22 protein-coding genes, 1 tRNA gene and 1 other RNA gene are annotated in these 20,337 nt (G+C 66.7%); 22 read left to right on the top strand and 2 right to left on the bottom strand.

What is annotated here, in order from left to right:
* The 11 genes from sdhA (at window position 1) to lpxK (ending at window position 11,901) form a co-directional block, all read left to right on the top strand.
* Window positions 1-1,788, top strand: coding sequence for a succinate dehydrogenase flavoprotein subunit (gene sdhA / locus DVU99_RS09730; protein ID WP_114240019.1), 1,788 nt, complete (start codon window positions 1-3; stop codon window positions 1,786-1,788).
* Window positions 1,789-1,878: 90 nt separating this feature from the next.
* A complete protein-coding gene (locus DVU99_RS09725) occupies window positions 1,879-2,661 on the top strand; it encodes a succinate dehydrogenase iron-sulfur subunit (RefSeq protein ID WP_114240018.1) in 783 nt (260 codons plus the stop codon).
* Window positions 2,662-2,830: 169 nt separating this feature from the next.
* The gene (locus tag DVU99_RS09720; protein ID WP_114240017.1) at window positions 2,831-3,079 is read left to right on the top strand and encodes a succinate dehydrogenase assembly factor 2; all 249 of its coding nucleotides are present in this window, start codon (window positions 2,831-2,833) and stop codon (window positions 3,077-3,079) included.
* Between the two features lie 40 nt (window positions 3,080-3,119).
* Complete coding sequence (locus DVU99_RS09715; RefSeq protein ID WP_198670254.1) at window positions 3,120-3,539, top strand: hypothetical protein; 420 nt, start codon at window positions 3,120-3,122, stop codon at window positions 3,537-3,539.
* Between the two features lie 51 nt (window positions 3,540-3,590).
* Window positions 3,591-4,838: a lipoprotein-releasing ABC transporter permease subunit gene (locus tag DVU99_RS09710; RefSeq protein WP_114240016.1), complete on the top strand. Its 1,248-nt coding sequence runs from the start codon at window positions 3,591-3,593 to the stop codon at window positions 4,836-4,838.
* 4 nt (window positions 4,839-4,842) lie between these two features.
* A complete protein-coding gene (gene lolD, locus DVU99_RS09705; RefSeq protein ID WP_114240015.1) occupies window positions 4,843-5,541 on the top strand; it encodes a lipoprotein-releasing ABC transporter ATP-binding protein LolD in 699 nt (232 codons plus the stop codon).
* 81 nt (window positions 5,542-5,622) lie between these two features.
* Window positions 5,623-7,908: a DNA internalization-related competence protein ComEC/Rec2 gene (locus DVU99_RS09700; protein ID WP_114240014.1), complete on the top strand. Its 2,286-nt coding sequence runs from the start codon at window positions 5,623-5,625 to the stop codon at window positions 7,906-7,908.
* Window positions 7,909-8,058: 150 nt separating this feature from the next.
* Entirely contained in the window at window positions 8,059-8,703 is a 645-nt protein-coding gene (locus tag DVU99_RS09695) for a MotA/TolQ/ExbB proton channel family protein (protein ID WP_114240146.1), read from the top strand.
* 3 nt (window positions 8,704-8,706) lie between these two features.
* Window positions 8,707-9,138: a biopolymer transporter ExbD gene (locus tag DVU99_RS09690; protein WP_114240013.1), complete on the top strand. Its 432-nt coding sequence runs from the start codon at window positions 8,707-8,709 to the stop codon at window positions 9,136-9,138.
* Window positions 9,135-10,907, top strand: a complete 1,773-nt coding sequence (gene msbA, locus DVU99_RS09685) for a lipid A export permease/ATP-binding protein MsbA (RefSeq protein WP_114240012.1) — start codon at window positions 9,135-9,137, stop codon at window positions 10,905-10,907. Before DVU99_RS09690 ends, msbA begins: the two co-directional genes overlap by 4 nt.
* 10 nt (window positions 10,908-10,917) lie before the next feature.
* Window positions 10,918-11,901, top strand: a complete 984-nt coding sequence (lpxK, locus tag DVU99_RS09680) for a tetraacyldisaccharide 4'-kinase (RefSeq protein WP_114240011.1) — start codon at window positions 10,918-10,920, stop codon at window positions 11,899-11,901.
* A 54-nt stretch (window positions 11,902-11,955) separates the two neighbouring features.
* Here the strand turns inward: lpxK and DVU99_RS09675 are convergent, their stop codons facing one another.
* Window positions 11,956-12,426 (bottom strand): glycine zipper 2TM domain-containing protein, encoded by a 471-nt coding sequence (locus DVU99_RS09675; RefSeq protein ID WP_114240010.1) that lies wholly within the window; start codon window positions 12,424-12,426, stop codon window positions 11,956-11,958.
* Window positions 12,427-12,573: 147 nt separating this feature from the next.
* On the opposite strand from DVU99_RS09675, the gene DVU99_RS09670 reads away from it, so the two are divergent.
* Window positions 12,574-12,972 carry a DUF6165 family protein gene (locus DVU99_RS09670; protein ID WP_114240009.1) on the top strand — a complete coding sequence of 133 codons (399 nt, stop codon included), beginning with the start codon at window positions 12,574-12,576 and terminating at the stop codon, window positions 12,970-12,972.
* A 105-nt stretch (window positions 12,973-13,077) separates the two neighbouring features.
* On the opposite strand, the gene DVU99_RS09665 is transcribed toward DVU99_RS09670, so the two are convergent.
* The gene (locus tag DVU99_RS09665) at window positions 13,078-14,121 is read right to left on the bottom strand and encodes a glycosyltransferase family 9 protein (RefSeq protein ID WP_114240008.1); all 1,044 of its coding nucleotides are present in this window, start codon (window positions 14,119-14,121) and stop codon (window positions 13,078-13,080) included.
* Between the two features lie 49 nt (window positions 14,122-14,170).
* Between DVU99_RS09665 and DVU99_RS09660 the strand changes: the two genes are divergently transcribed.
* The 10 genes from DVU99_RS09660 (at window position 14,171) to DVU99_RS09615 (ending at window position 20,192) form a co-directional block, all read left to right on the top strand.
* Window positions 14,171-14,902: a 3-deoxy-D-manno-octulosonic acid kinase gene (locus DVU99_RS09660; protein ID WP_114240007.1), complete on the top strand. Its 732-nt coding sequence runs from the start codon at window positions 14,171-14,173 to the stop codon at window positions 14,900-14,902.
* A complete protein-coding gene (locus DVU99_RS09655) occupies window positions 14,899-15,657 on the top strand; it encodes an MBL fold metallo-hydrolase (RefSeq protein WP_114240006.1) in 759 nt (252 codons plus the stop codon). Before DVU99_RS09660 ends, DVU99_RS09655 begins: the two co-directional genes overlap by 4 nt.
* A gap of 24 nt (window positions 15,658-15,681) precedes the next feature.
* The gene (locus tag DVU99_RS09650; protein WP_114240005.1) at window positions 15,682-16,191 is read left to right on the top strand and encodes a DinB family protein; all 510 of its coding nucleotides are present in this window, start codon (window positions 15,682-15,684) and stop codon (window positions 16,189-16,191) included.
* Window positions 16,192-16,288: 97 nt separating this feature from the next.
* A tRNA-Ser gene (locus DVU99_RS09645) sits at window positions 16,289-16,381 on the top strand.
* Between the two features lie 58 nt (window positions 16,382-16,439).
* An RNA gene (gene ffs, locus DVU99_RS09640) (signal recognition particle sRNA small type) lies at window positions 16,440-16,536 on the top strand.
* A gap of 100 nt (window positions 16,537-16,636) precedes the next feature.
* Complete coding sequence (gene dnaX, locus DVU99_RS09635; RefSeq protein WP_114240004.1) at window positions 16,637-18,319, top strand: DNA polymerase III subunit gamma/tau; 1,683 nt, start codon at window positions 16,637-16,639, stop codon at window positions 18,317-18,319.
* A 20-nt stretch (window positions 18,320-18,339) separates the two neighbouring features.
* The gene (locus DVU99_RS09630; protein ID WP_114240003.1) at window positions 18,340-18,663 is read left to right on the top strand and encodes a YbaB/EbfC family nucleoid-associated protein; all 324 of its coding nucleotides are present in this window, start codon (window positions 18,340-18,342) and stop codon (window positions 18,661-18,663) included.
* A 164-nt stretch (window positions 18,664-18,827) separates the two neighbouring features.
* Window positions 18,828-19,421 carry a recombination mediator RecR gene (gene recR / locus DVU99_RS09625; RefSeq protein WP_198670252.1) on the top strand — a complete coding sequence of 198 codons (594 nt, stop codon included), beginning with the start codon at window positions 18,828-18,830 and terminating at the stop codon, window positions 19,419-19,421.
* Window positions 19,422-19,425: 4 nt separating this feature from the next.
* Window positions 19,426-19,830 carry a GNAT family N-acetyltransferase gene (locus DVU99_RS09620; protein WP_114240001.1) on the top strand — a complete coding sequence of 135 codons (405 nt, stop codon included), beginning with the start codon at window positions 19,426-19,428 and terminating at the stop codon, window positions 19,828-19,830.
* 17 nt (window positions 19,831-19,847) lie between these two features.
* Window positions 19,848-20,192: a histidine triad nucleotide-binding protein gene (locus DVU99_RS09615; protein WP_114240000.1), complete on the top strand. Its 345-nt coding sequence runs from the start codon at window positions 19,848-19,850 to the stop codon at window positions 20,190-20,192.
* The last annotated feature ends 145 nt before the right edge of the window (window positions 20,193-20,337 follow it).

Here is a 20,337-nt window from a genome sequence, read left to right as displayed (position 1 = left end):
ATGGAAAGCTACAAGATCCAACAACATAAGTACGACGTGATCGTGGTCGGCGCCGGTGGCGCGGGCCTGCGCGCCACCTTCGGCCTGGCCGAGAAGGGCCTCAAGGCCGCCTGCATCACCAAGGTGTTCCCGACCCGCTCGCACACCGTGGCGGCGCAGGGCGGCATCTCGGCGGCGCTTGGCAACATGGGCGAGGACGACTGGCGCTTCCACTTCTACGACACCATCAAGGGTTCCGACTGGCTCGGCGACCAGGATGCGATCGAGTACATGTGCCGCGAGGCGATTCCGGCCATCATCGAGCTGGAGCACTACGGCGTGCCGTTCTCGCGTACCGAGGAAGGCAAGATCTACCAGCGTCCGTTCGGCGGCATGACCACCCACTACGGCAAGGGCACCGCGCAGCGCACCTGCGCCGCGGCCGACCGTACCGGCCACGCCATCCTGCACACGCTGTACCAGCAGGCGCTGGCGCATGACGCCACGTTCTTCATCGAGTACTTCGCCATCGACCTCATCTTCGACGAAGAGGGCGTGTGCCGCGGCGTGCTGGCGCTGGACATGAACGAGGGCACGCTGCACTTCTTCCGCGGTCACGCGGTGGTGCTGGCGACCGGCGGCTACGGCCGCGCCTACTTCAGCGCCACCTCGGCGCATACCTGCACCGGCGACGGTGGCGGCATGGTGCTGCGCGCGGGCCTCGCGCTGCAGGACATGGAGTTCGTGCAGTTCCACCCGACCGGCATCTACGGTTCGGGCTGCCTGATCACCGAGGGCGTGCGCGGCGAAGGCGGCTACCTGACCAACTCCAACGGCGAGCGCTTCATGGAGCGCTATGCGCCGAACGCCAAGGATCTTGCCTCGCGTGACGTGGTTTCCCGCGCCATGACGATGGAGATCCGCGAAGGCCGTGGCGTGGGCGAGCACAAGGACCACATCCATATCAACCTGATGCACCTCGGTGCGGAAGTGATCCACGAGCGCCTGCCGGGCATCGCCGAGTCGGCACGCATCTTCGCTGGCGTGGACGTGACCAAGGAGCCGATCCCGGTGATCCCGACCGTCCACTACAACATGGGCGGCATCCCGACCAATTACCACGGCGAAGTGGTGCAGAAGAAGGGCGACGACGTCGACGCCGTGGTGCCGGGCCTGTTCGCCATCGGCGAAGCGGCCTGCGTGTCGGTGCATGGCGCCAACCGCCTGGGCTCCAACTCGCTGCTCGACCTGGTGGTGTTCGGCCGCTCGGTGTCGCACCGTTGCGCCGAGATCATCAAGCCCGATACGCCGCACAAGGACCTGCCAGCCAGCGTGCTGGACAAGGCGCTGGCCCGCTTCGACGGCCTGCGCAACGCCAAGGGCAGCCTGCCGACCGCCAAGATCCGCGCCGAAATGCAGCGCACCATGCAGTCTGACGCGGCGGTGTTCCGTACCGGCGAGTCGCTGCAGGAAGGCTGCGAGAAGATCTCCAAGGTGCGCGACTCGTTCAAGGACGTGGGCGTCAGCGACCGTTCGCTGGTGTGGAACTCCGACCTGATCGAAACGCTGGAGCTGGCGAACCTGCTCGACCAGGCCGTGGCCACCATGTACTCGGCGGCGCAGCGTCACGAGAGCCGTGGCGCCCATGCCCGCGAGGACTTCCCTGATCGCGACGACCACAACTGGCAGAAGCACACGATGGTCTCGGTCGACGAGAGCGGCAAGACCAGCTTCGACTTCCGTCCGGTGCACATGTACACCATGACGAGCGATGTCGAAGTCGTCCCGCCGAAGAAGCGCACTTACTGATACGAGGCCGGAACCCCTGAGGTTCTTTCAGTGTGGTACCGGCGCTCGCAGGACGAGCGGTTGAGGCCAACACGAAACCGTGAGGCAAACATGGCAGAGTTTTCGCTACCCAAGAATTCCAAGGTCCAGCCGGGCAAGCACTTTCCGGCGAAGGACGCGAAGAAGCCGCGGACGTTCCGCATCTATCGCTGGTCGCCGGACGACGGCCAGAACCCGCGCATCGATACGTATGAAGTGGACCTCGCTTCGTGCGGCCCGATGGTTCTGGACGCCCTGCTGAAGATCAAGAACGAGATCGACTCGACGCTCACGCTGCGCCGTTCGTGCCGCGAGGGCATCTGCGGCTCGTGCGCGATGAACATCGATGGCACCAACACGCTGGCCTGCACCAAGGCCATCGAGGATTGCGCCTCGGGCGACGTGAAGATCTACCCGCTGCCGCACATGCCGGTGGTGAAGGACCTGGTGCCCGATCTCACGCACTTCTATGCGCAGTTCGCCTCGATCAAGCCCTGGCTGCGCACGCAGAGCCCGGCCCCGGCCGACAAGGAGCGCCTGCAGTCGCCGGAAGACCGCAAGAAGCTCGACGGCCTGTACGAGTGCATCCTGTGCGCGTGCTGCTCGACCAGCTGCCCGAGCTACTGGTGGAACGGTGACCGCTACCTCGGTCCGGCCATCCTGCTGCAGGCCTACCGCTGGATCGTGGACAGCCGAGATGAGGACACCGGTGCCCGCCTGGACGATCTGGAAGATCCGTTCAAGCTGTACCGCTGCCATACCATCATGAACTGCGCGCGTACCTGCCCGAAGGGCCTGAACCCGGCCAAGGCCATCGCCGAGATCAAGAAGCTGATCGTCGAACGTCGCACGTAAGCAGTAGCTCCTCCCTCTCCCCTCCGGGGAGAGGGCAGGGTGAGGGGCGGGTGCTCGCGGAAGAGTTTCTTAATCGCCTTGGATGGACTGAGGCAAGATTGGCCCCTCACCTCAATCCTCTCCCCTGAGGGGAGAGGAAGTCGAGCATAGGAGGCACCTCGCGTTATTTATGGACGAAGCCCGCATCAAACGCCTCCGCTGGCGCACCCGTCGCGGCACCCGCGAACTCGACGCGCTGTTCGGCGGCTGGCTGGACGATCGCTTTGCCGACGCCGACGAGGCGCAGCGGCAGGCTTTCGATGAATTGCTGGATGTGCAGGACCCGGACCTCTGGGACTGGGTGATGGGCCATGCCAAGGCAACGCGCCCGGACTGGCAGGCCATCATCGATGACATCCGCGCCCGCCATCGGCTTTGAATATCGGCCCTCGCGGCGGCTGCGCCGGGTCGTGGGGCTGGTGTCGCTTTTATCGCTGCTCTCGATCTGGCTGAGCGAGATTCCGCTTGCGGCGAGCGCGCTGCTGTGCCTGGCGGTGGCGGTTGCCGGCCTGCGCGCGGTGGGGCGTTTCGAGCATGGCCGCATCGTCGCGGCAGGCATGGCCAGCGACGGCAGCTGGAGCCTGCGTCTTCGCGATGGCCAGGATGTCCCCGCGCGCCTGTCCGGTTTCCGCGTGCTGCCGGGGCGCCATGTGTGGCTTGGGTTGCGCGCCCCTGGCCTGGGCTGGCAGCCGCTTCTGCTCGCTCCGGACAACAGCGACGAAGACACCCGTCGGCGCCTGCGCATGCGGCTGGCCGTGTCTCAGCCGGACCAGGATGCCGCCGATGGCACTCTTTCCGCTGAACGCGGTCCTACGGTTTGGCCGCGTCTCAGGCGATAATCGCGCCACCCGGGCGGCCAGCCCCCAAGAACTCCACAAGCGACCGCCCTAATGTTTCGTCCGCTAGAGCTTTTCGTCGGCCTGCGCTACACCCGCGCCAAGCGTCGCAACCAGTTCATTTCCTTCATATCCACCGTGTCCATCGTGTGCATCGCCATCAGCGTGACGGCGCTGATCACGGTGATGTCGGTGATGAATGGCTTCGATGACGAGCTGCGCTCGCGGATCCTGGGTGCCATCTCGCATGCCACCGTATCGGGAATGCCGGGACAGAGCGTGCAGGACTGGCCGCGCGCGGTGAAGATCGCCGAGGCCAACAAGCATGTGCTGGGCGCGGCCCCCTACGTGGAAACCGAGGCCTTCCTGCAGGCACGACGTCCCAGCGGGGCGGTGGTGCGCGGCATCGAGCCGGCCGAGGAGCCCAAGGTATCCGACATCGGCCAGCACATGGTCGAAGGCAAGCTTACCGACCTGACCCCGGGCAGCTGGAACATCGTGCTGGGGCGCGAGCTGGCCATGACGCTGGGCGTGGCCGTGGGCGACAAGGTGATCGTCGCGGTGCCAACGTTCAAGTCCTCGCCGATCACCGGCAGCGTGCCCAACCTGCGCGCATTCCGGGTGACCGGCGTGTTCGAGATGGGCATGCAGGAATTCGACGCCGGCCTGGCCCTGACCAACATGAGCGACGCCGAGCGGCTCAACCAGCTCGACGGACCCACCGGCATCCGCCTGCGCCTGGACGACATGTTCAATGCGCGCGAAGTGGCCCGGGAGCTGGCCGACCAATTGGGCCAGGTCTATCGGGTCGATACCTGGATGGACAGCCACGCCAACTTCTTCTCCGCCATTTCGATGGAGAAGAAGGTGATGTTCATCATCCTCTCGCTGATCATCCTGGTGGCGGTGATCAACCTCATTTCGATGCTGATGATGCTGGTGACCGACAAGCAGGCCGACATCGCCATCCTGCGCACGCTGGGTTCCACGCCGCGCAGCATCATGGGCATGTTCATGGTGCAGGGCGTGCTGGTGGGCTTCGTCGGTATCGGCTTTGGCGTGGGCCTGGGCTCGCTGCTGTCGTGGAAGCTGCCGGGCATCGTGAAGTGGATCGAGCACGTCACCGGCATCACCTTCCTGTCGCCGGACGTTTATTACATCAGCGAGCTGCCCAGCAAGCTGTCGGCCAGCGACGTGGGTTGGGTGGCACTGATCACCTTCCTGTTCTCGCTGCTCGCCACCCTTTACCCCGCATGGCGTGCGTCGCGCACCCAGCCCGCACAGGCACTGCGTTATGAGTAAGCCGATGAGCCACAACAACGACATCGTGCTGCGCGCCAGCCACATTGCCAAGACCTACGAGGAGGGCGATCTGAAGACCGACGTGCTCTCCGACGTCAGCTTCACGCTGAAGCGCGGCGAGACGCTGGCCATCGTGGGCGCCTCGGGTTCGGGCAAGAGTACCTTGCTGCACATCATCGGCGGCCTCGACACGCTGACGCGCGGCGAGGTGGAAGTGGAGGGCAAGAACCTCTCCCGTCTTTCCGATGCCGACCGCGGCCGCGTGCGCAACCGTTCGATGGGTTTCATCTACCAGTTCCACCACCTTCTGCCCGAGTTCACCGCGCTGGAGAACGTGTGCATGCCGCTGCTGATCCGCGGCGTGGCGATCGCGGAGGCGGAGCGCCAGGCCAGTGCCCTGCTGGCGCGCGTGGGCCTGGAAAAGCGGCTGCACCACAAGCCTGCGGAATTGTCCGGTGGTGAGCGCCAGCGTTGCGCGGTGGCGCGCGCGCTGGTGACGCGTCCTGCCGTCGTGCTGGGCGACGAGCCCACCGGCAATCTCGATGAGGGCAACGCGGCCCAGGTCTATGACCTGATGCTTGAACTCAACCGGGAGATCGGCACCAGCTTCATCCTGGTGACCCACGACAGCAGCCTCGCCTCGCGTATGGACCGCATCCTGGAGCTGCACAACGGCGTGCTGATCGACAAGGTCTACGCCTGATCGGCGTTGGACCTACACGTTTTTCCGCCGCAGTGAGGCGAGTGCACTCCTAACCTGGGGCTTTCCCAGGGAGGGGTGGCGATGCGGCAGGAAGGAGCGGCGCCGGCGGGCGTCATGCTGTTGTCGGGCGTGCTGGCGACGCAATGGCTGAACCCCTTGCCGCCGCGTTGGATGTGCCTGGTGCTGATGGCGGTCGCGGGTGGCGCGATGTTGCGCGGTGGGCGTGTCCGGCTGCTCGCCTGGTGCCTGCTCGGCATGGCCTGGGCCAGCCTGCGCGGTGGCAGCGCCATGGACGCACGGCTGCCCCGCGAACTGGAAGGCCAGGACATCCAGCTCAGCGGACAGCTCATCGACTTGCCCAAGGTCGGCCCGGACAGCGCCGGGTTTCTCCTGCGCGTCGATGGGGCGAGTGTGGCCGGCACGCCGCTGGACTTGCATGGACGGGTGCGCGTGAACTGGTACAACGGTGCCCCGCCGCTTCGCGCATGCAGCCGCTGGCAGCTGACCGTGCGCGCGAAGCGGCCAAGAGGGCTGTTGAACCCCGGGGGCGGAGACGCCGAGCGAAGCGCGCTCGAACGCGGGGTCGTGGCCTCCGGCTACGTGCGCGACGCCGCGGAACAGGCGGCGTCGTGGTGCATCGACAGCGCACGCGAGCGCATCAGCCGCGGCATCGCCGAGCGCATCGCCGTTCCTCGTGACACGGCGTTCGTGCAGGCGCTGGCCGTAGGCGACACCCGCGGATTCAGCAACCGCGACTGGGATGTGGCGCGGGCCAATGGCATCTCGCACCTCATCGCGATCTCGGGTTTTCATGTGGGGGTCGCGGCGAGCTTCGGGGTGTGGCTGGCCCGGCTGCTTTACCTGTGCCTGCCGACGCTGGCGTTGCGCTTGCCGCGCCCGCAGCTTGAAGCGGGTGTGGCCCTGTTGCTGGCGGCGGTATACAGCGCACTTGCCGGTTTCGGGCTGGCGACCGTGCGGAGCCTGTTGATGATCGCGGTGGTGGCATGGGCGCGCTGCCTGCGTCGCCAGCCGGCCGGCCTGCAGTCCCTGGCGCTGGCCCTGGTGGTGGTGCTGGTGTTCGATCCGTTGTGCGTGCTTTCGGCGGGCTTCTGGTTGTCCTTCGCGGGCGTGGCGTTCCTGATGCTGTGCCTGGTCGTGCGAGCGCGCGGCCTGCGCGGCTTCCTGCATGAGTTGACGATGGCGCAGCTCGCCATGTCGTTGGCGTTGTTGCCCCTGACCTTATGGTTCTTTGGACAGGCCTCGCTGGTGGGCGGGCTGGCCAACCTCGTCGCGGTGCCCTTCGTCAGCCTGGTGATCGTGCCCTGCACCCTGATGGGCGTCCTGCTGCTGGGGCTGTGTCCGCCGGCGGCGACACCGGTGTTGTGGTGCGCGGGGAAGCTGGTTCACCTGCAATGGTGGTTGCTCGACCTTATGGCTGGCTGGCCAGGCGCCCACTGGTATCTGCCCGACGTGAGGCTGGTGCCGGTCGTGCTGGCGATGATCGGCGCGACCTGGCTGCTCATGCCACGGGGTGTGCCTGCACGCTGGCTGGGCGGCTTGCTGTTCCTGCCGCTGCTGTTCCCCCCGCGTAACCTGCCGCTACACGGCGGCTTCCAGCTGTGGATGCTCGACGTGGGGCAGGGGTTGTCCGTGTTGGTGCGCACCCGGCATCACGCGCTGCTGTACGACGCCGGCGCGCGCTATCCCTCGGAGTTCGACCTGGGCGAGGCGGCGGTGTTGCCGTCGATGCGGGCGCTGGGCCTGGGACGTCTGGACCTGCTAGTGGCCAGTCACGCGGACAACGATCATGCTGGCGGGATTCCTGCGGTGGCGGCCGCCTATCCCGATGCGGAGCGGCGATCGGGCGAACCTGAGCGCTTGCCGTTGCCGATGGCTGCATGCGCCGAAGGGCAATCCTGGCAGTGGGACGGCGTCACCGTGCAGGTGTTGCGTGTCGGGGCGCGGACCGAGAGTGGCAACGACCGTTCCTGCGTGATCCTGGTCGAAGGCGTGGGCGGGCGGGCGCTGCTCACCGGCGACATCTCCAGCCGGGTCGAGCCAGCCGTGGTGGCCAGCCTGCCGCCCGGCCCGCCGCTGGTGTTGACCGTTCCACACCATGGGAGCCGCAGTTCTTCCAGCGCGGCCTTCATCGCAGCCACTGACCCCGTCCTCGCGCTGTTCTCGGCGGGTTGGCGCAACCGATTTCGACATCCGCATCCGCTGGTGGTGGAGCGTTACGAAAAGGCAGGGGTTGCCTGGCTGAACACCGCCACGGCAGGGGCGATCCAGGTCGACGTGCCGCCGGATGGCCCGCCCCGGGTGGTGGCGCGTTGGCGGCAACGGCAGTCTCGCTACTGGCGCGAATGAGGCAGGGCAAGGGTTGGCAGGGCAAGGGTGGCACTTACTCCGGTGGATCGCGCCAACTGCCACCGGTGCCGCGGAACCGCCGGAAGAGACTGTTATGATGCGCCCTTCCTAACGATTGAGTGTCGCGGAGTCGTTGTGCTGGAAATCCTGATGGCTGGTGGCTGGGCGATGTTGCCCATCCTGATCTGTTCGGCGGTCGCCCTGGCGATCGTGCTGGAGCGTTGCTGGACCCTGCGCCGTCGTTCGGTGCTGCCCCCGGGCCTGGGCGACGAAGTGCGCACCTGGGCACGCTCGGGCCAGCTCGACCCCAGCCATCTGGCAGCTCTGGCCAACGGATCGCCGCTGGGCGAACTGCTGGCTTCGGCGCTGGCCGTGCGCAACCGCCCGCGCGAGCTGATCAAGGAGCGCATCGAGGACACTGGCCGCCATGTGGTGCATCGCATGGAACGCTACCTCAACACCCTGGGCACCATCGCCCTGATTGGCCCGCTGCTCGGCCTGCTCGGCACCGTGGTCGGCCTGATCCGCATGTTCATGGAAGTCATGAAGGGCGGCGTGGGCGACCCGATGAAGATGGCCGGCGGCATCGGCGAAGCGTTGATCTGTACCGCCACCGGCCTGATCGTGGCCATCCCGGCCTACGTGCTGCATCGCTACTTCCGTTCCAAGGTGGCTGGCTACTGCGTGGAGATGGAAAAGCAGGCCACCGAGCTGCTCGATGAGCTCACCTTCAACCAGCAGGCCACGGCGGCTCGTGCGCGCCCGGCCCGTACCACCGAGTCGAGCGCAGGCTGAACCATGCGTATCGGTAACGATCGTCGGCAGGACGATTTCGAGATCAACGTGATCTCGCTGATCGACGTACTGCTGACTCTGCTGATGTTCTTCGTGCTCACCACCACCTTCATCCAGCACTCGCGGATGCAGGTCACGCTGCCCAAGGCCAGTGCCGAGGAGCGTGACATGCAGGCGCCGGCGCTTACCGTGGTGGTGGATCGCGATGGTCATTTTTACGTGGGCAGCGACGAGGTGCATGGGCAGGGCGTCGAGCCGCTCAAGCAGGCCATCGCGAATGTTGCCGGCGAAGACCGCGACCGCCAGGTCACCATTCGCGCCGATGCCATGACGCCGCACCAGAACGTGGTGACGGCCATGGACGCGCTGGGGCAGCTTGGCTTCACCCGGTTGTCCATTGCCACGACACCCAGTCAGGCGGACAACAGCCAGTGAGTAACGGCAAGGTCAAGATCTGGGACGCCAACACGATCCGGATCTACAAGCGCCTGTTGGGCTATACCAAGCGGTTCTGGGTGGTCGGCGCCATCGCCGTGCTTGGCATGATCATCGACGGTGGCGGCCTGGCAGTGTTCACCAAGCTGCTGCAGCCGATGATCGACAAGCTGTTCGTCGACAAAGATCCGGTGATGATCTTCTGGATGCCGATCTGGATCGTGCTGATCTTCCTGGTTCGCGGCGTGGGCACCTTTGCCAGCAGCTACGGCGTGTCGTACATCGGCCGCAACGTGGTCAACGCGATGCAGCGGGATGTGTTCGCCGCGTACCTGCGCTTGCCGGCGACCTTCTTCGGCCGTGAGCATTCAGGTCACCAGGTATCACGCATCACCTACACCAGCGAGCAGGTGGCCTCGGCGTCCACCGACGCGATCAAGGTGGTGGTGACCGAAAGCGTGACCGTGATCGGTTTCATCTACGTCATGCTCAGCACCAGTGCCTATCTCACCATGGCGCTGTTCGTCATGGTGCCGCTGATCATGCTGATCGCCAGCATCGTCAGTCGCCGTTATCGCTCCATCAGCCGCCGCATCCAGGGCACCATGGGGTCGGTGACGGGCACGGTCGAGGAATCCGTCGAGGCCCATCGCGAAATCCGCGTCTATGGCGGCCAGGAGCAGGCGGCGACCCGCTTCAAGGACGTCACCGATCACACGCGTCGCCTGAACCTCAAGATCGCCTCGACCAACGCGCAATCGAGTACGGCCATCCAGACCGTCGCGGCGCTCGCGCTGGCGGTGATGGTGTTCCTGGCCACGCGGCCGTTCGAGATCCAGCACATGTCGGCTGGTGTATTCATCACCGTCCTCACCGCGATGGGCGGCATGATGCCGTCGCTCAAGCGATTGGCGAACATCCAATCGAATATCCAGAGCGGCATCTCGGCGGCGGAAAGCCTGTTCGAGATCATCGATATGGCGCCGGAGGTGGATGATGGCACGCGCGTGCTGGAGCGCACCCGAGGTGATATTCGCTTCGAGGACGTGGGCCTGATCTATCCGCGCGGCGACTTCGAGGCCTTGCGTGGCGTCAACCTGCACTGTGCGCCGGGTACGGTCACGGCCCTGGTCGGCCGCTCGGGCAGCGGCAAGAGCAGCCTGGTCAGCCTGCTGCCTCGCTTCAATGCCCCCACGAGCGGGCGCATCCTGATCGACGGGCACGATTACGAGAGCTTCACCCTGTCCTCGCTGCGTCGCCAGATCGCGTGGGTGGGACAGAGCGTGGTGCTGTTCGACGGCACCGTGGCGGAGAACATCGCCTACGGCGAGCTCGCCGGCGCCAGCGAGGCGGAAATCCTTGCGGCGGCCGAGGCGGCCAATGCGCTGGAATTCATCCAGCGCCTGCCGCAGGGCATCCACAGCCACATCGGCCAGGGCGGCAAGCTGCTTTCGGGAGGACAGCGCCAGCGCCTGGCGATTGCCCGTGCGATCCTCAAGAACGCGCCGATCCTGGTGCTGGACGAAGCGACGAGTGCGCTCGATACCGAGTCCGAGCGGTTGATCCAGCAGGCGCTGCAGCGCCTGATGCGCGACCGCACCACGCTGGTGATCGCCCATCGCCTGTCGACCATTGAACACGCTGACCAGATCGCCGTCATGGACCTCGGCCGCATCGTCGAGCGGGGTACGCATGCTGAGCTGCTGGCCCTCGGTGGCCAGTATGCCGCGTTGCACCGCATGCAGTTCCACAGCCAGGGCACCGACTGAGGGCCATGGCATGAGCATGGCCGACCGCATCCAATCGGCCTGGTACGGCAAGGGTCGCGTGCCATGGTGGACTGCGCCCCTGGCGGGACTCTACCGGGGTGTGAGCGCGCTGCGCCGGGCGCTGTACCGCCGTGGCGTGCTGCGCAGCGCGCGCTTGCCGGTGCCGGTGGTGGTGGTCGGCAACCTCACCGCGGGCGGTACCGGCAAGACGCCAGTGACCATCGCCGTGGCCGAGGCCTTGCGCAAGCGCGGCTACCGGCCAGGCGTGGTGAGTCGTGGTTATGGCGGCACCCGCAAGGAACCCTTGCTGCTTGGCGTGGCACCCGATCCGGCCGAGGTCGGCGATGAGCCCTGCCTGATCCGGGCCAGCGGGGTGCCCGTGGCCGTGGGGCGGGACAGGCCGGCGGCGGCCCGCCTGCTGATCGAGGCTGGCTGCGACGTGGTCATCGCCGACGACGGGCTGCAGCACTACGCGCTGGCCCGGGACGTGGAGATCTGCGTGATCGACGGCGTGCGCCGCTTCGGCAATGGCCGCCTGCTTCCGGCGGGACCGCTGCGCGAACCGATGTCGCGGCTGCAGGAAGTCGATTTCCGTATCTGCAACGGTGGCGCGGTGGGACCGGGCGACGTGCCGATGCAACTGCGTGGCGGGACCGTACGCGCGCTACTGGACGACCACGTAAAGCCGCTGGCCGATTTCGTCGGGCAGACCGTTCATGCCGTAGCCGCGATCGGGCACCCACTGCGCTTCTTCGCCAGCCTGCGCTCGCAGGGGCTGCAGGTCGTGGAGCATCCGTTCCCCGATCATCACGCCTTCGTGGCGGGGGATCTGGACTTTGGCGACTGCAAGCCGGTGCTGATGACCGAGAAGGACGCCGTGAAATGCCGGGCCTTCGCCCAGGCCCATTGGTGGTCGGTGCCGGTGCGCGCGATGCTGCCGCCGGAGTTCTTCGACGCGCTGGAAGCTCGCTTGCGTCGAGTCCATCGCGGTTGAGCATAAAAAAAGCCGGCCAGAGGCCGGCTTTTTTCTTGTGGCAATCGCCAGTGCTTACTGGATGCGGGTGATGTTGCCGTTCGGCTCGATCTGCACCAGGTCGCCCGTGCGGATCGCGCTGGCGTCCGGCACGGTGACGTTGGCGTAGCCGCCGTTGCCCATGCGGATGCGCAGCGTGAAGCTCTGGGTCGGGCCACCGCTGTTGGCACCGATGCGGTTGCCCGCATAGCCGCCGCCGACGGCGCCGGCCACCGTGGCCAGGGTGTTGCCCTTGCCCTTGCCGATCTGGTTGCCCAGCACGCCGCCGGCGATGCCGCCGATGATGGTGCCGGCCACGCTGTGGTCGTTGCCCTGGCTGTTGATGTTCTGGTCGATGGCTTCGACAGTGCCGCACTGGTCGCAACGGATGTAGATGCCATCGTTGCGGACCAGCACGCCGCCACGGGCGGCCTGTGCACTGGCGCCAAACGAACTGACGGCAAGCAGGGCGGCCAGGGGCAGCATCAGAAGACGCGGGTTAAGCATGAACTCTCTCTCCTTGGGATCGGGTGCGGCATCAGTCTAGCGGGCTCGACTGAATGATGGGACAAGACCACTTATGATGTGCACTTTGCCGGCCGGCCGTCGTGACCGATCCGTCACCGCGCAAAGGTCCATTCCCCTGGAGTTCCCATGAGCCTCATCCAAGTCCCGGTTTCCTACGGCGAGCTGATCGACAAGATCACCATTCTCGAAATCAAATCCCGGCAGATCAGCGACGCGGCCAAGCTGGCCAATGTGCGGACCGAGCTCGACCTGCTCAACGCCACCTGGGCCGCGCACCCGGCGTCCCGCACTGACATTGCCGCCGAACGCGCTCGCCTGCTCGCCGTGAACGAGGCGCTGTGGGATATCGAGGACCGCATCCGGCTGAAGGAAAAGGCACAGGCGTTCGACGCCGAGTTCATCGAACTGGCGCGTTCGGTCTATTTCCAGAACGACGAGCGTGCCGCCGTGAAGCGCGAGATCAACGTCAAGCTCGGCTCGCAGCTGGTGGAAGAGAAGTCGTACCAGGACTACCGCGCCAAATAAGCGCAACCTGGCCCCTGTAGGGGCGCACCCTGTGCGCGATCGCCACGCTGCGGCGTCATCGCTCCGCGGGCTTCTCGCGCACAGGGTGTGCTCCCACAGCTAGGGTCAGCCCAGCCCCAGGTGCGCGGCGCAAGCCTCGAAGCGGTCGACCACCTCGTCCACGCCGATCAGGTCCATGACGCCGGGCTTTTCGATCTTGCTGCCCCAGGGAATCTCGCTGGCCGGCTTGCCCAGGTAGAGCCGCGATGCCTCGTCGTACTTGTCGACGCACCAGCGGCGGTCGGAATAGGGGCCGGAACGGTTCGGGTTGCTGGCTGCGTGCAGGCCCAGCACCTTGCAGCCAACCGTGTTGCCCATGTGCATGGGCCCCGAGTCGGGCGTGAGCAGCATGGGCGCGCGCACCAGCATGGCCATCATCTTTTTGAGCGTGTCCTTGCCGGTAAGGTCCAGCGGCGCCTGGCGGCAGGCGGCCAGCACGGCATCGGCCATCCGCCGTTCGAGCGCGGACGGGCCACCCACCAGCACCACGCGCCAGCCCCGTGCAGCGGCGTGATCCATCACGGCGGCATAGCGCTCGGGGCGCCAGTTGCGCAGCTCGTGGCTGGAGGTGGGACTGACCAGCAGGGTCGGCTGGTCGCCGGGCAACTGCTCGGCGGCCCAGGCGTGGGCTTCCTCCGGAATGGGAATGTCCCAGCGCACTTCGGTCTGCTTCAGTCCCAGCGGCTCGCAGAAGCTCCCCATGGCATCGAGCACGTGCTCGCCGGTGCGCGCGGGAATGCGCTCGTTGATGACCAGGCCGTGCCCGTCCTTGGCGCGGGCGCGGTCGTAGCCGACGCGGCGGTCGGCCCGGACGAACAGGCTCAGCAGGTTGGAGCGCAGCGCCACCTGCATGTGCAGCAGGGCGTCGAAGCGCCGACCCTGCAAGGCCTCGCCCACCGCACGCATGCCGGCCAAGCCGGCGCCCTTGTCGAAGGTCACGAACTCTACGCCGGGCAGGTCGCCCACCAGTTTGCGTTCCAGCTTGCCCACGATCCAGGTCAGCCGCGCCTGCGGCCAGGCCGCCTGCAGGGTGTGTACCAGCGGCACGACATGGGTGACGTCGCCGATGGCGGAGGTGCGCAGCAGGCAGATCGAGGAGGGCTCGGACATTGGGCTAGAATCTTGGGACTTGGGCTTGAGGCACGCGTCGGAACGCACTATGTCGATTCAGGAACGAATCCGCGAAGACGACGCCGAAGCGATTCTGTTCGACGCCGCGGTGTCGCCACAAGTCGACGCCCGCTGGTTCGACCCCGAGGCCTGGGACGCGGCAGGGGCCTTGCGCCGCCAGGGCGGCGGTCGCGGCGGCGTGGCGATCATCGACACACCTGCCGGTGAGTGCGTGCTGCGCCACTACCGGCGTGGCGGTATGGTCGCGAGACTGATGGGTGACCGCTACCTGTGGAAGGGTGCCGACCAGACGCGCTGCTTCGCTGAATTCCGCCTGCTGGGGCTGATCGCAACGCTGGGCCTGCCGGGCCCGCAGGCGGTGGCCTGCCGCTATCGTCGCCAAGGCTTGTTCTATACCGCCGACCTCATCACCCGCCGCATCGCCGACGCCCAGACGTTGGCTGAATGCCTTGCGCAGGGGTTGCTGGATGGCGAATTGGCAGAACTGGTCGGTGCATTGGTGGCGCGTTTTCATCGTGCGGGCATCTGGCATGCCGACCTCAACGCGCACAACGTGCTGGTGCGTGCCGACGAACTGTTCCTGATCGACTTCGATCGTGGCCGCCAGCGTTCGCCCGACGAGGGCTGGCAGCAGGCCAACCTGGCGCGCCTGCGTCGGTCGCTGCTGAAGCTCGGAGCCGCCGCGCAAGGCGAGGCGGTGTTCGAGGAGCAGCTGTGGAAGCCCCTGGTCTATCGTTACGAGCGTACCCTTCGCGCATGAACTGGACTCTGCATTTTCTGGGTGTTGGCGCCGCGCATGCGGTGGAACTCGGTTCCTCCGCGGTGGTGCTGGAGCGCGATGGCGCGCCGGTACTGCTGATCGACTGTGGTCCGGATACGCTCGACCGTTACCTCGCCGCCTACGGCGAGCCCCCGCGTGCGCTCTACATCACCCATACCCACATGGACCATGTCGGTGGCATGGAGCGGCTGTTCTTCCGGCTGTGGTTTGATGAGCAATGGCGCGGCCGCACCCGCGTGTTCATCCATGCAGGCCTGATGACCTGGCTGCAGGCACGGGTCGCCGACTACCCGAACGTCCTGGCCGAAGGCGGGGTGAATTTCTGGGAGGCATTCCGGCTGGTGCCATGCACCCGCGGATTCTGGCTCGACGACCAATGGTTCGACGTGTTCGGTACGCGCCACCACATGGCGGGCACCTCGTACGGGGTGGCGCTGGCGGGCAGCTTTGCCTATACCGGCGACACCCGACCCATCCCGGAGGTGCTGGCACGCGTGGCGGCCGGGACCGAGCTGGTCGCGCATGACTGCGGGTTGGTCGGCAATCCCTCGCATACCGGTATCGACGACATCGAGCGCGAATATCCCGAGACGCTGCGACCGCGCCTGCGCCTCTACCATTACGGCAGCGAAGCCGATGGAGCGGCCTTGCAAGCGCGCGGCTACGCCATCGCACGTCCTGGCGAGCGCGTCGTGCTGCCCATGCCCGCACCATTGCGGCCGGATGCCGGTTGAATCCTTTCCCGTCAGGAGCGTCACGTGTCGTGCCGTCATTTGCTCAAGCTGCTTCGCTATCGTGCATGGGCCGATGGCCTGATCTACGACGCTATGGCCGCATTGCCCGAGGGTGCTGCCGCGGCAGAACGCGCCACGGTGTTCGGCAGCATGTTGCGCACGCTCAGCCACACCTGGGTGGTGGACGACATCTTTCGCGCGCACCTGGAGGGAAGGCCGCACGGCTACACCAGTCGCAACACGGCCGAGCCGCTGCCACTGGATGAGCTCCGGCGGCGCCAGCAGGCCATCAACGCCTGGTACCTGGATTACGCCGCTGCGCTGGACCCTGAGCGGGCTGTCGAGGTGGTCCGTTTCCAGTTCGTCGGAGGCGGGGAAGGGCAGATGAGCCGCGAGGAGATGATCCTGCACGTGGTGAACCATGCCACCTACCACCGCGGCTTCGTGGCGGACATGTTTTACCAGGTGCCGGCCAGGCCGCCGACCACCGACCTGCCGGTGTTTCTGCGCGACGTGCCCCAGGAGGGGGCTTGAGACACCCGCCTGCTATCTTGTGTGAACGGTCCACTGCCGCTATCCTTTCGCCTCTTTGCCGCGGCCTGAGGGCCTCGGCGAGCGGTTTCACCATTGCGGAGAGGTGTCCGAGTGGTTGAAGGAGCACGCCTGGAAAGTGTGTATACGGCTTATCCCCGTATCGCGGGTTCGAATCCCGCCCTCTCCGCCAGTGAGTGAAGCCGGCGTCAGTTGCGCTGACGTACAAAAGAACGTCTCTATGGTGGCCCTGTCGGTCCCCCCGCGACGATAGTTCGTAAACTCCGCCAGGCCCGGAAGGGAGCAACGGTAGCGAATGATTCGGGTGCCGGGGTGTGGCTGGCAGGGCCGCCGCCTTTTCGGCCTTTGCCCGGACCGGTGATAGTCAGTGCTGACTTACCGGTATCCACTTGGCACAATCAGTTCTTGCCCCAAGATCAGGCCTCGCATGTCTTATCAGGTACTCGCGCGCAAATGGCGCCCCCGCAAGTTCGCCGAACTCGTGGGGCAGGAGCATGTCGTGCGTGCGCTCACCAACGCGCTCGACACCGGCCGTATGCACCACGCCTACCTGTTCACCGGTACCCGTGGCGTGGGCAAGACCACCATCGCGCGCATCTTCGCCAAGTCGCTGAACTGCGAGCGTGGCGAGTCGGCTGATCCGTGCGGCGAGTGCGCGGTGTGCACCGCGGTCGATGCCGGTCGCTTCGTCGACCTGCTGGAAATCGACGCGGCCAGCAACACCGGCGTGGACGACGTGCGCGAGGTGATCGAGAACGCGCAGTACGCGCCCGCCCGCGGCCGCTTCAAGGTGTACCTGGTCGACGAGGTGCACATGCTCTCCAAGCCGGCCTTCAACGCGTTGCTCAAGACGCTGGAGGAGCCGCCGCCGCACGTGAAGTTCCTGCTGGCCACCACCGACCCGCAGAAGCTGCCGGTGACGGTGCTGTCACGCTGCCTGAAGTTCAACCTCAAGCGCCTGCTGCCCGAGCAGATCTCCGGTCAGATGCGCCACATCCTGGGTGCGGAGAACATCCCGTACGAGGATGCCGCCATCGCCGAGCTCGCGCGTGGCGCGGACGGCTCGCTGCGCGACGGCCTCTCGTTGCTGGACCAGGCGATTGCCTATGGCGGCGGTTCGCTACGGGTGGATGAAGTGCGTGCCATGCTCGGCAGCGTCGCGCGTGGCCAGGTGCTGGGCCTGCTGCAGGCGCTGGCCGATGGCCAGGGCGAAACGCTGATGGCCGAATGCGCGCGCATCGCCTCGTTTTCGCCCGATTTCGGCGGCGTGCTGGACGACCTCGCCAGCGTGCTGCACAAGATCCAGCTGATCCAGCTGGTGCCCGGTTACCGCACTGACGACGACGGCAGCGACGACAGCGCCCTTGCGGGTCTGGCCCAGCAGCTGGCGCCGGAAGACGTGCAGCTGTACTACCAGATCGCCACCAGTGGCCGCCGCGACTTGTCGCTGGCGCCGGACGCCCGCACGGGCTTTGAGATGGCGGTGCTGCGCATGCTGGCCTTCCGGCCCGCCGACGGCGGTGGCTCGCCGGCGGAGCGCGGCTCGTCGTCGGCCACGGCGCGTGCGCCGACTGCGGCCCCGCGCGCCGCTTCGCCGGTGGCGAACGAGCGCATGCATATGGCCAGCGTGGCCGAGCCCTCGGCGCCGCGTGCTGCGCCGTCGCCGGTGGCCGCCGCGCCCGCGCCGGCTGCCCCGCGTGCACCGGTCGCGCTCGACGCACGCGGCCTGCCTGCCTGGGACAGCCTGATCGAGCAGGCGGCCTTGCGTGGCCCGGTGGGCCAGCTGGCCCAGAACGCGGTACTGCGCGGGCGCGAAGGCAACACCCTGGTGCTGGCGCTGCAGCCGATCCACATGCACCTGGCCGTGGAGCCCATGGTCAGCCAGATGGAAGAGCGCATCAGCCAGGCCATGGGCGAACGCATCAAGCTGCGCTTCGCCGAGGAGCATGGCGCGGCAAGCGAAACGCCGGCGGCACGTGCCGCCAACGCCCGCGAAGCTGCCCAATCGGCGGCGGAGCAGGCCATCGAAGAGGATCCCCTGGTGCAGACGCTCAAGCGCGAATTCGGTGCGCGCGTGGTGCCCCAGTCGATCAAGCCGTACGAAAACTGAAGAGATAGCGGAGTTATGCCATGAGAGGACAGATCGGTCAGCTGATGCAGCAGGCCCAGCGCATGCAGGAAGAAATGAAGCGTGCGCAGGAAGAGATCGCCAAGCTGGAGGTCACTGGCAGCGCCGGCGGCGGCCTGGTCACGGTGTTGATGACCGGCGCGCACGAAGTGCGTCGCGTGCAGATCGACCGCAAGCTGTTCGCCGATGACCCGGAGATGGCCGAGGACCTGGTGGCCGCTGCAGTCAACGATGCGGTGAACAAGGTGGCCGAGGTCAGCAAGAACAGGCTAGGCGGCGTCACCTCGGGCCTGAACCTGCCGCCCGGCTTCAAGATGCCGTTCTGAAGACCTGGGGTTGGGAGTGGGTAGCGGCGGCGCCAAGACCGATCACCTGCTGCGAGTCGTCTGGTTTGCGATGGTTATGGCATCGCGATCCTTGAGCTGGCCCGGGTAGCCGGTCTTGGCGTCCCCGCTACCCGCCCCTCATCCCCTGATTCCTTGCCCTGCCCATGAGCAAACTTCTCACTGACCTCATCGAAGCCCTGCGTTGCCTGCCCGGAGTAGGCGGCAAGAGCGCGCAGCGGATGGCGTTCCATCTGCTTGAGCGCGACCGCGAGCGAGGCCTGCGCCTGGCCAAGGCGCTGGATGAGGCCATGCGCCAGATCGGCAACTGCTCGCGCTGCCGCAATTTCAGCGAAACCCCGGTGTGCGCCTTGTGCAGCAGCTCCAGCCGGGACCGCCACGTGCTGTGCGTGGTGGAATCGCCCACCGAGCTGGCTGCCATCGAACAGGCCACGGGATACCGCGGGCAGTACTTCGTGCTGCTCGGCCGGCTTTCTCCGCTGGACGGCCTGGGCCCCGAGGAACTGGGCCTGGATCGTTTGGCCGAGCGCCTGGGCGAAGGCGAGATCGAGGAGATGATCATCGCCACCAATCCCACCGTCGAGGGCGAGGCCACCGCGCATTACCTGGCGCAGCTGGCGCGAGCCGCCAACGTCAAGCCATCCCGGCTTGCACACGGCGTGCCGCTGGGTGGCGAGCTGGAGTTCGTCGATCGCGGCACCCTGGCGCACGCGTTCGGCAGCCGCCAGTCGGTGGACTGACGCGATGGCGCCACGGCTTGCGCCGGAGATTCCGGCAAGTGAGGAATATCTCGCCCTGCGCATCGCCGCGGGCTTGAGCGCGATGTCGCCCGAAGGCGCGGCCGTTGGCCTGCCGGCCAGTTGGTACTCGGTATGCGTGCGCGACGGCGACGCCTTGATCGGCATGGGCCGCGTCGTGGGTGATGGTGGCCTGTTCCTGTGGGTGGTGGACATCGCGGTGGCGCCTTCCTGGCAGGGCCAGGGCTGGGGGCGGCGCATCATGCAGGCGCTCATGGACGAAGTGCATGCGCGTGCCTGTCCGCGCACCATGGTGGGCCTGATCGCCGACGGCACGGCCGACCAGCTCTACGCGAAGTTCGGATTCAGGCGCGTGGACCCGGCGTCGCAAGGTATGCTGCTGCGCCTGTAATCGGAAAGGAGCGAGCCATGGGCGACACCATCTTCGGCAAGATCATCCGGCGCGAAATCCCGGCCGACATCGTCTACGAGGACGATGACGTGCTGGCCTTCCGCGACCTCAACCCGCAGGCGCCGGTACACGTGCTGTTCGTCCCGAAGAAGGCGATCGCCACGCTCGATGCGGCGACGGCGGCTGATGCCGGGCTGCTCGGCAAGCTGCTGCTGGCCGCGGCGGCCTACGCCCGCAGCGAGGGGCTGGCCGAGATGGGATACCGCACCGTAATCAACTGCAACGAGCATGGCGGGCAGACCGTGTTCCACCTGCACGTGCACCTGCTCGGTGGGCGCCACATGCAGTGGCCACCGGGCTGAGCGACTGCCATCGGCATAAAAAAACGCCGGCCAGTGGCCGGCGTTTTTCGTGGTGGATCGATCAGCGCGGCGGCGGCGGCGGCGGGCGAACGATCACGCGGGTCGGGTAATAGCCACCGCCCCAGTAACCGCCCCAGCCCCACGG

Origin of the sequence: Dyella sp. C9 (assembly GCF_003332825.1) — a bacterium.
Lineage (GTDB): Bacteria > Pseudomonadota > Gammaproteobacteria > Xanthomonadales > Rhodanobacteraceae > Dyella.
The sequence above is the reverse complement of the archived record's forward strand: the minus strand, read 5'-3'. Positions and strand labels throughout refer to the sequence as shown.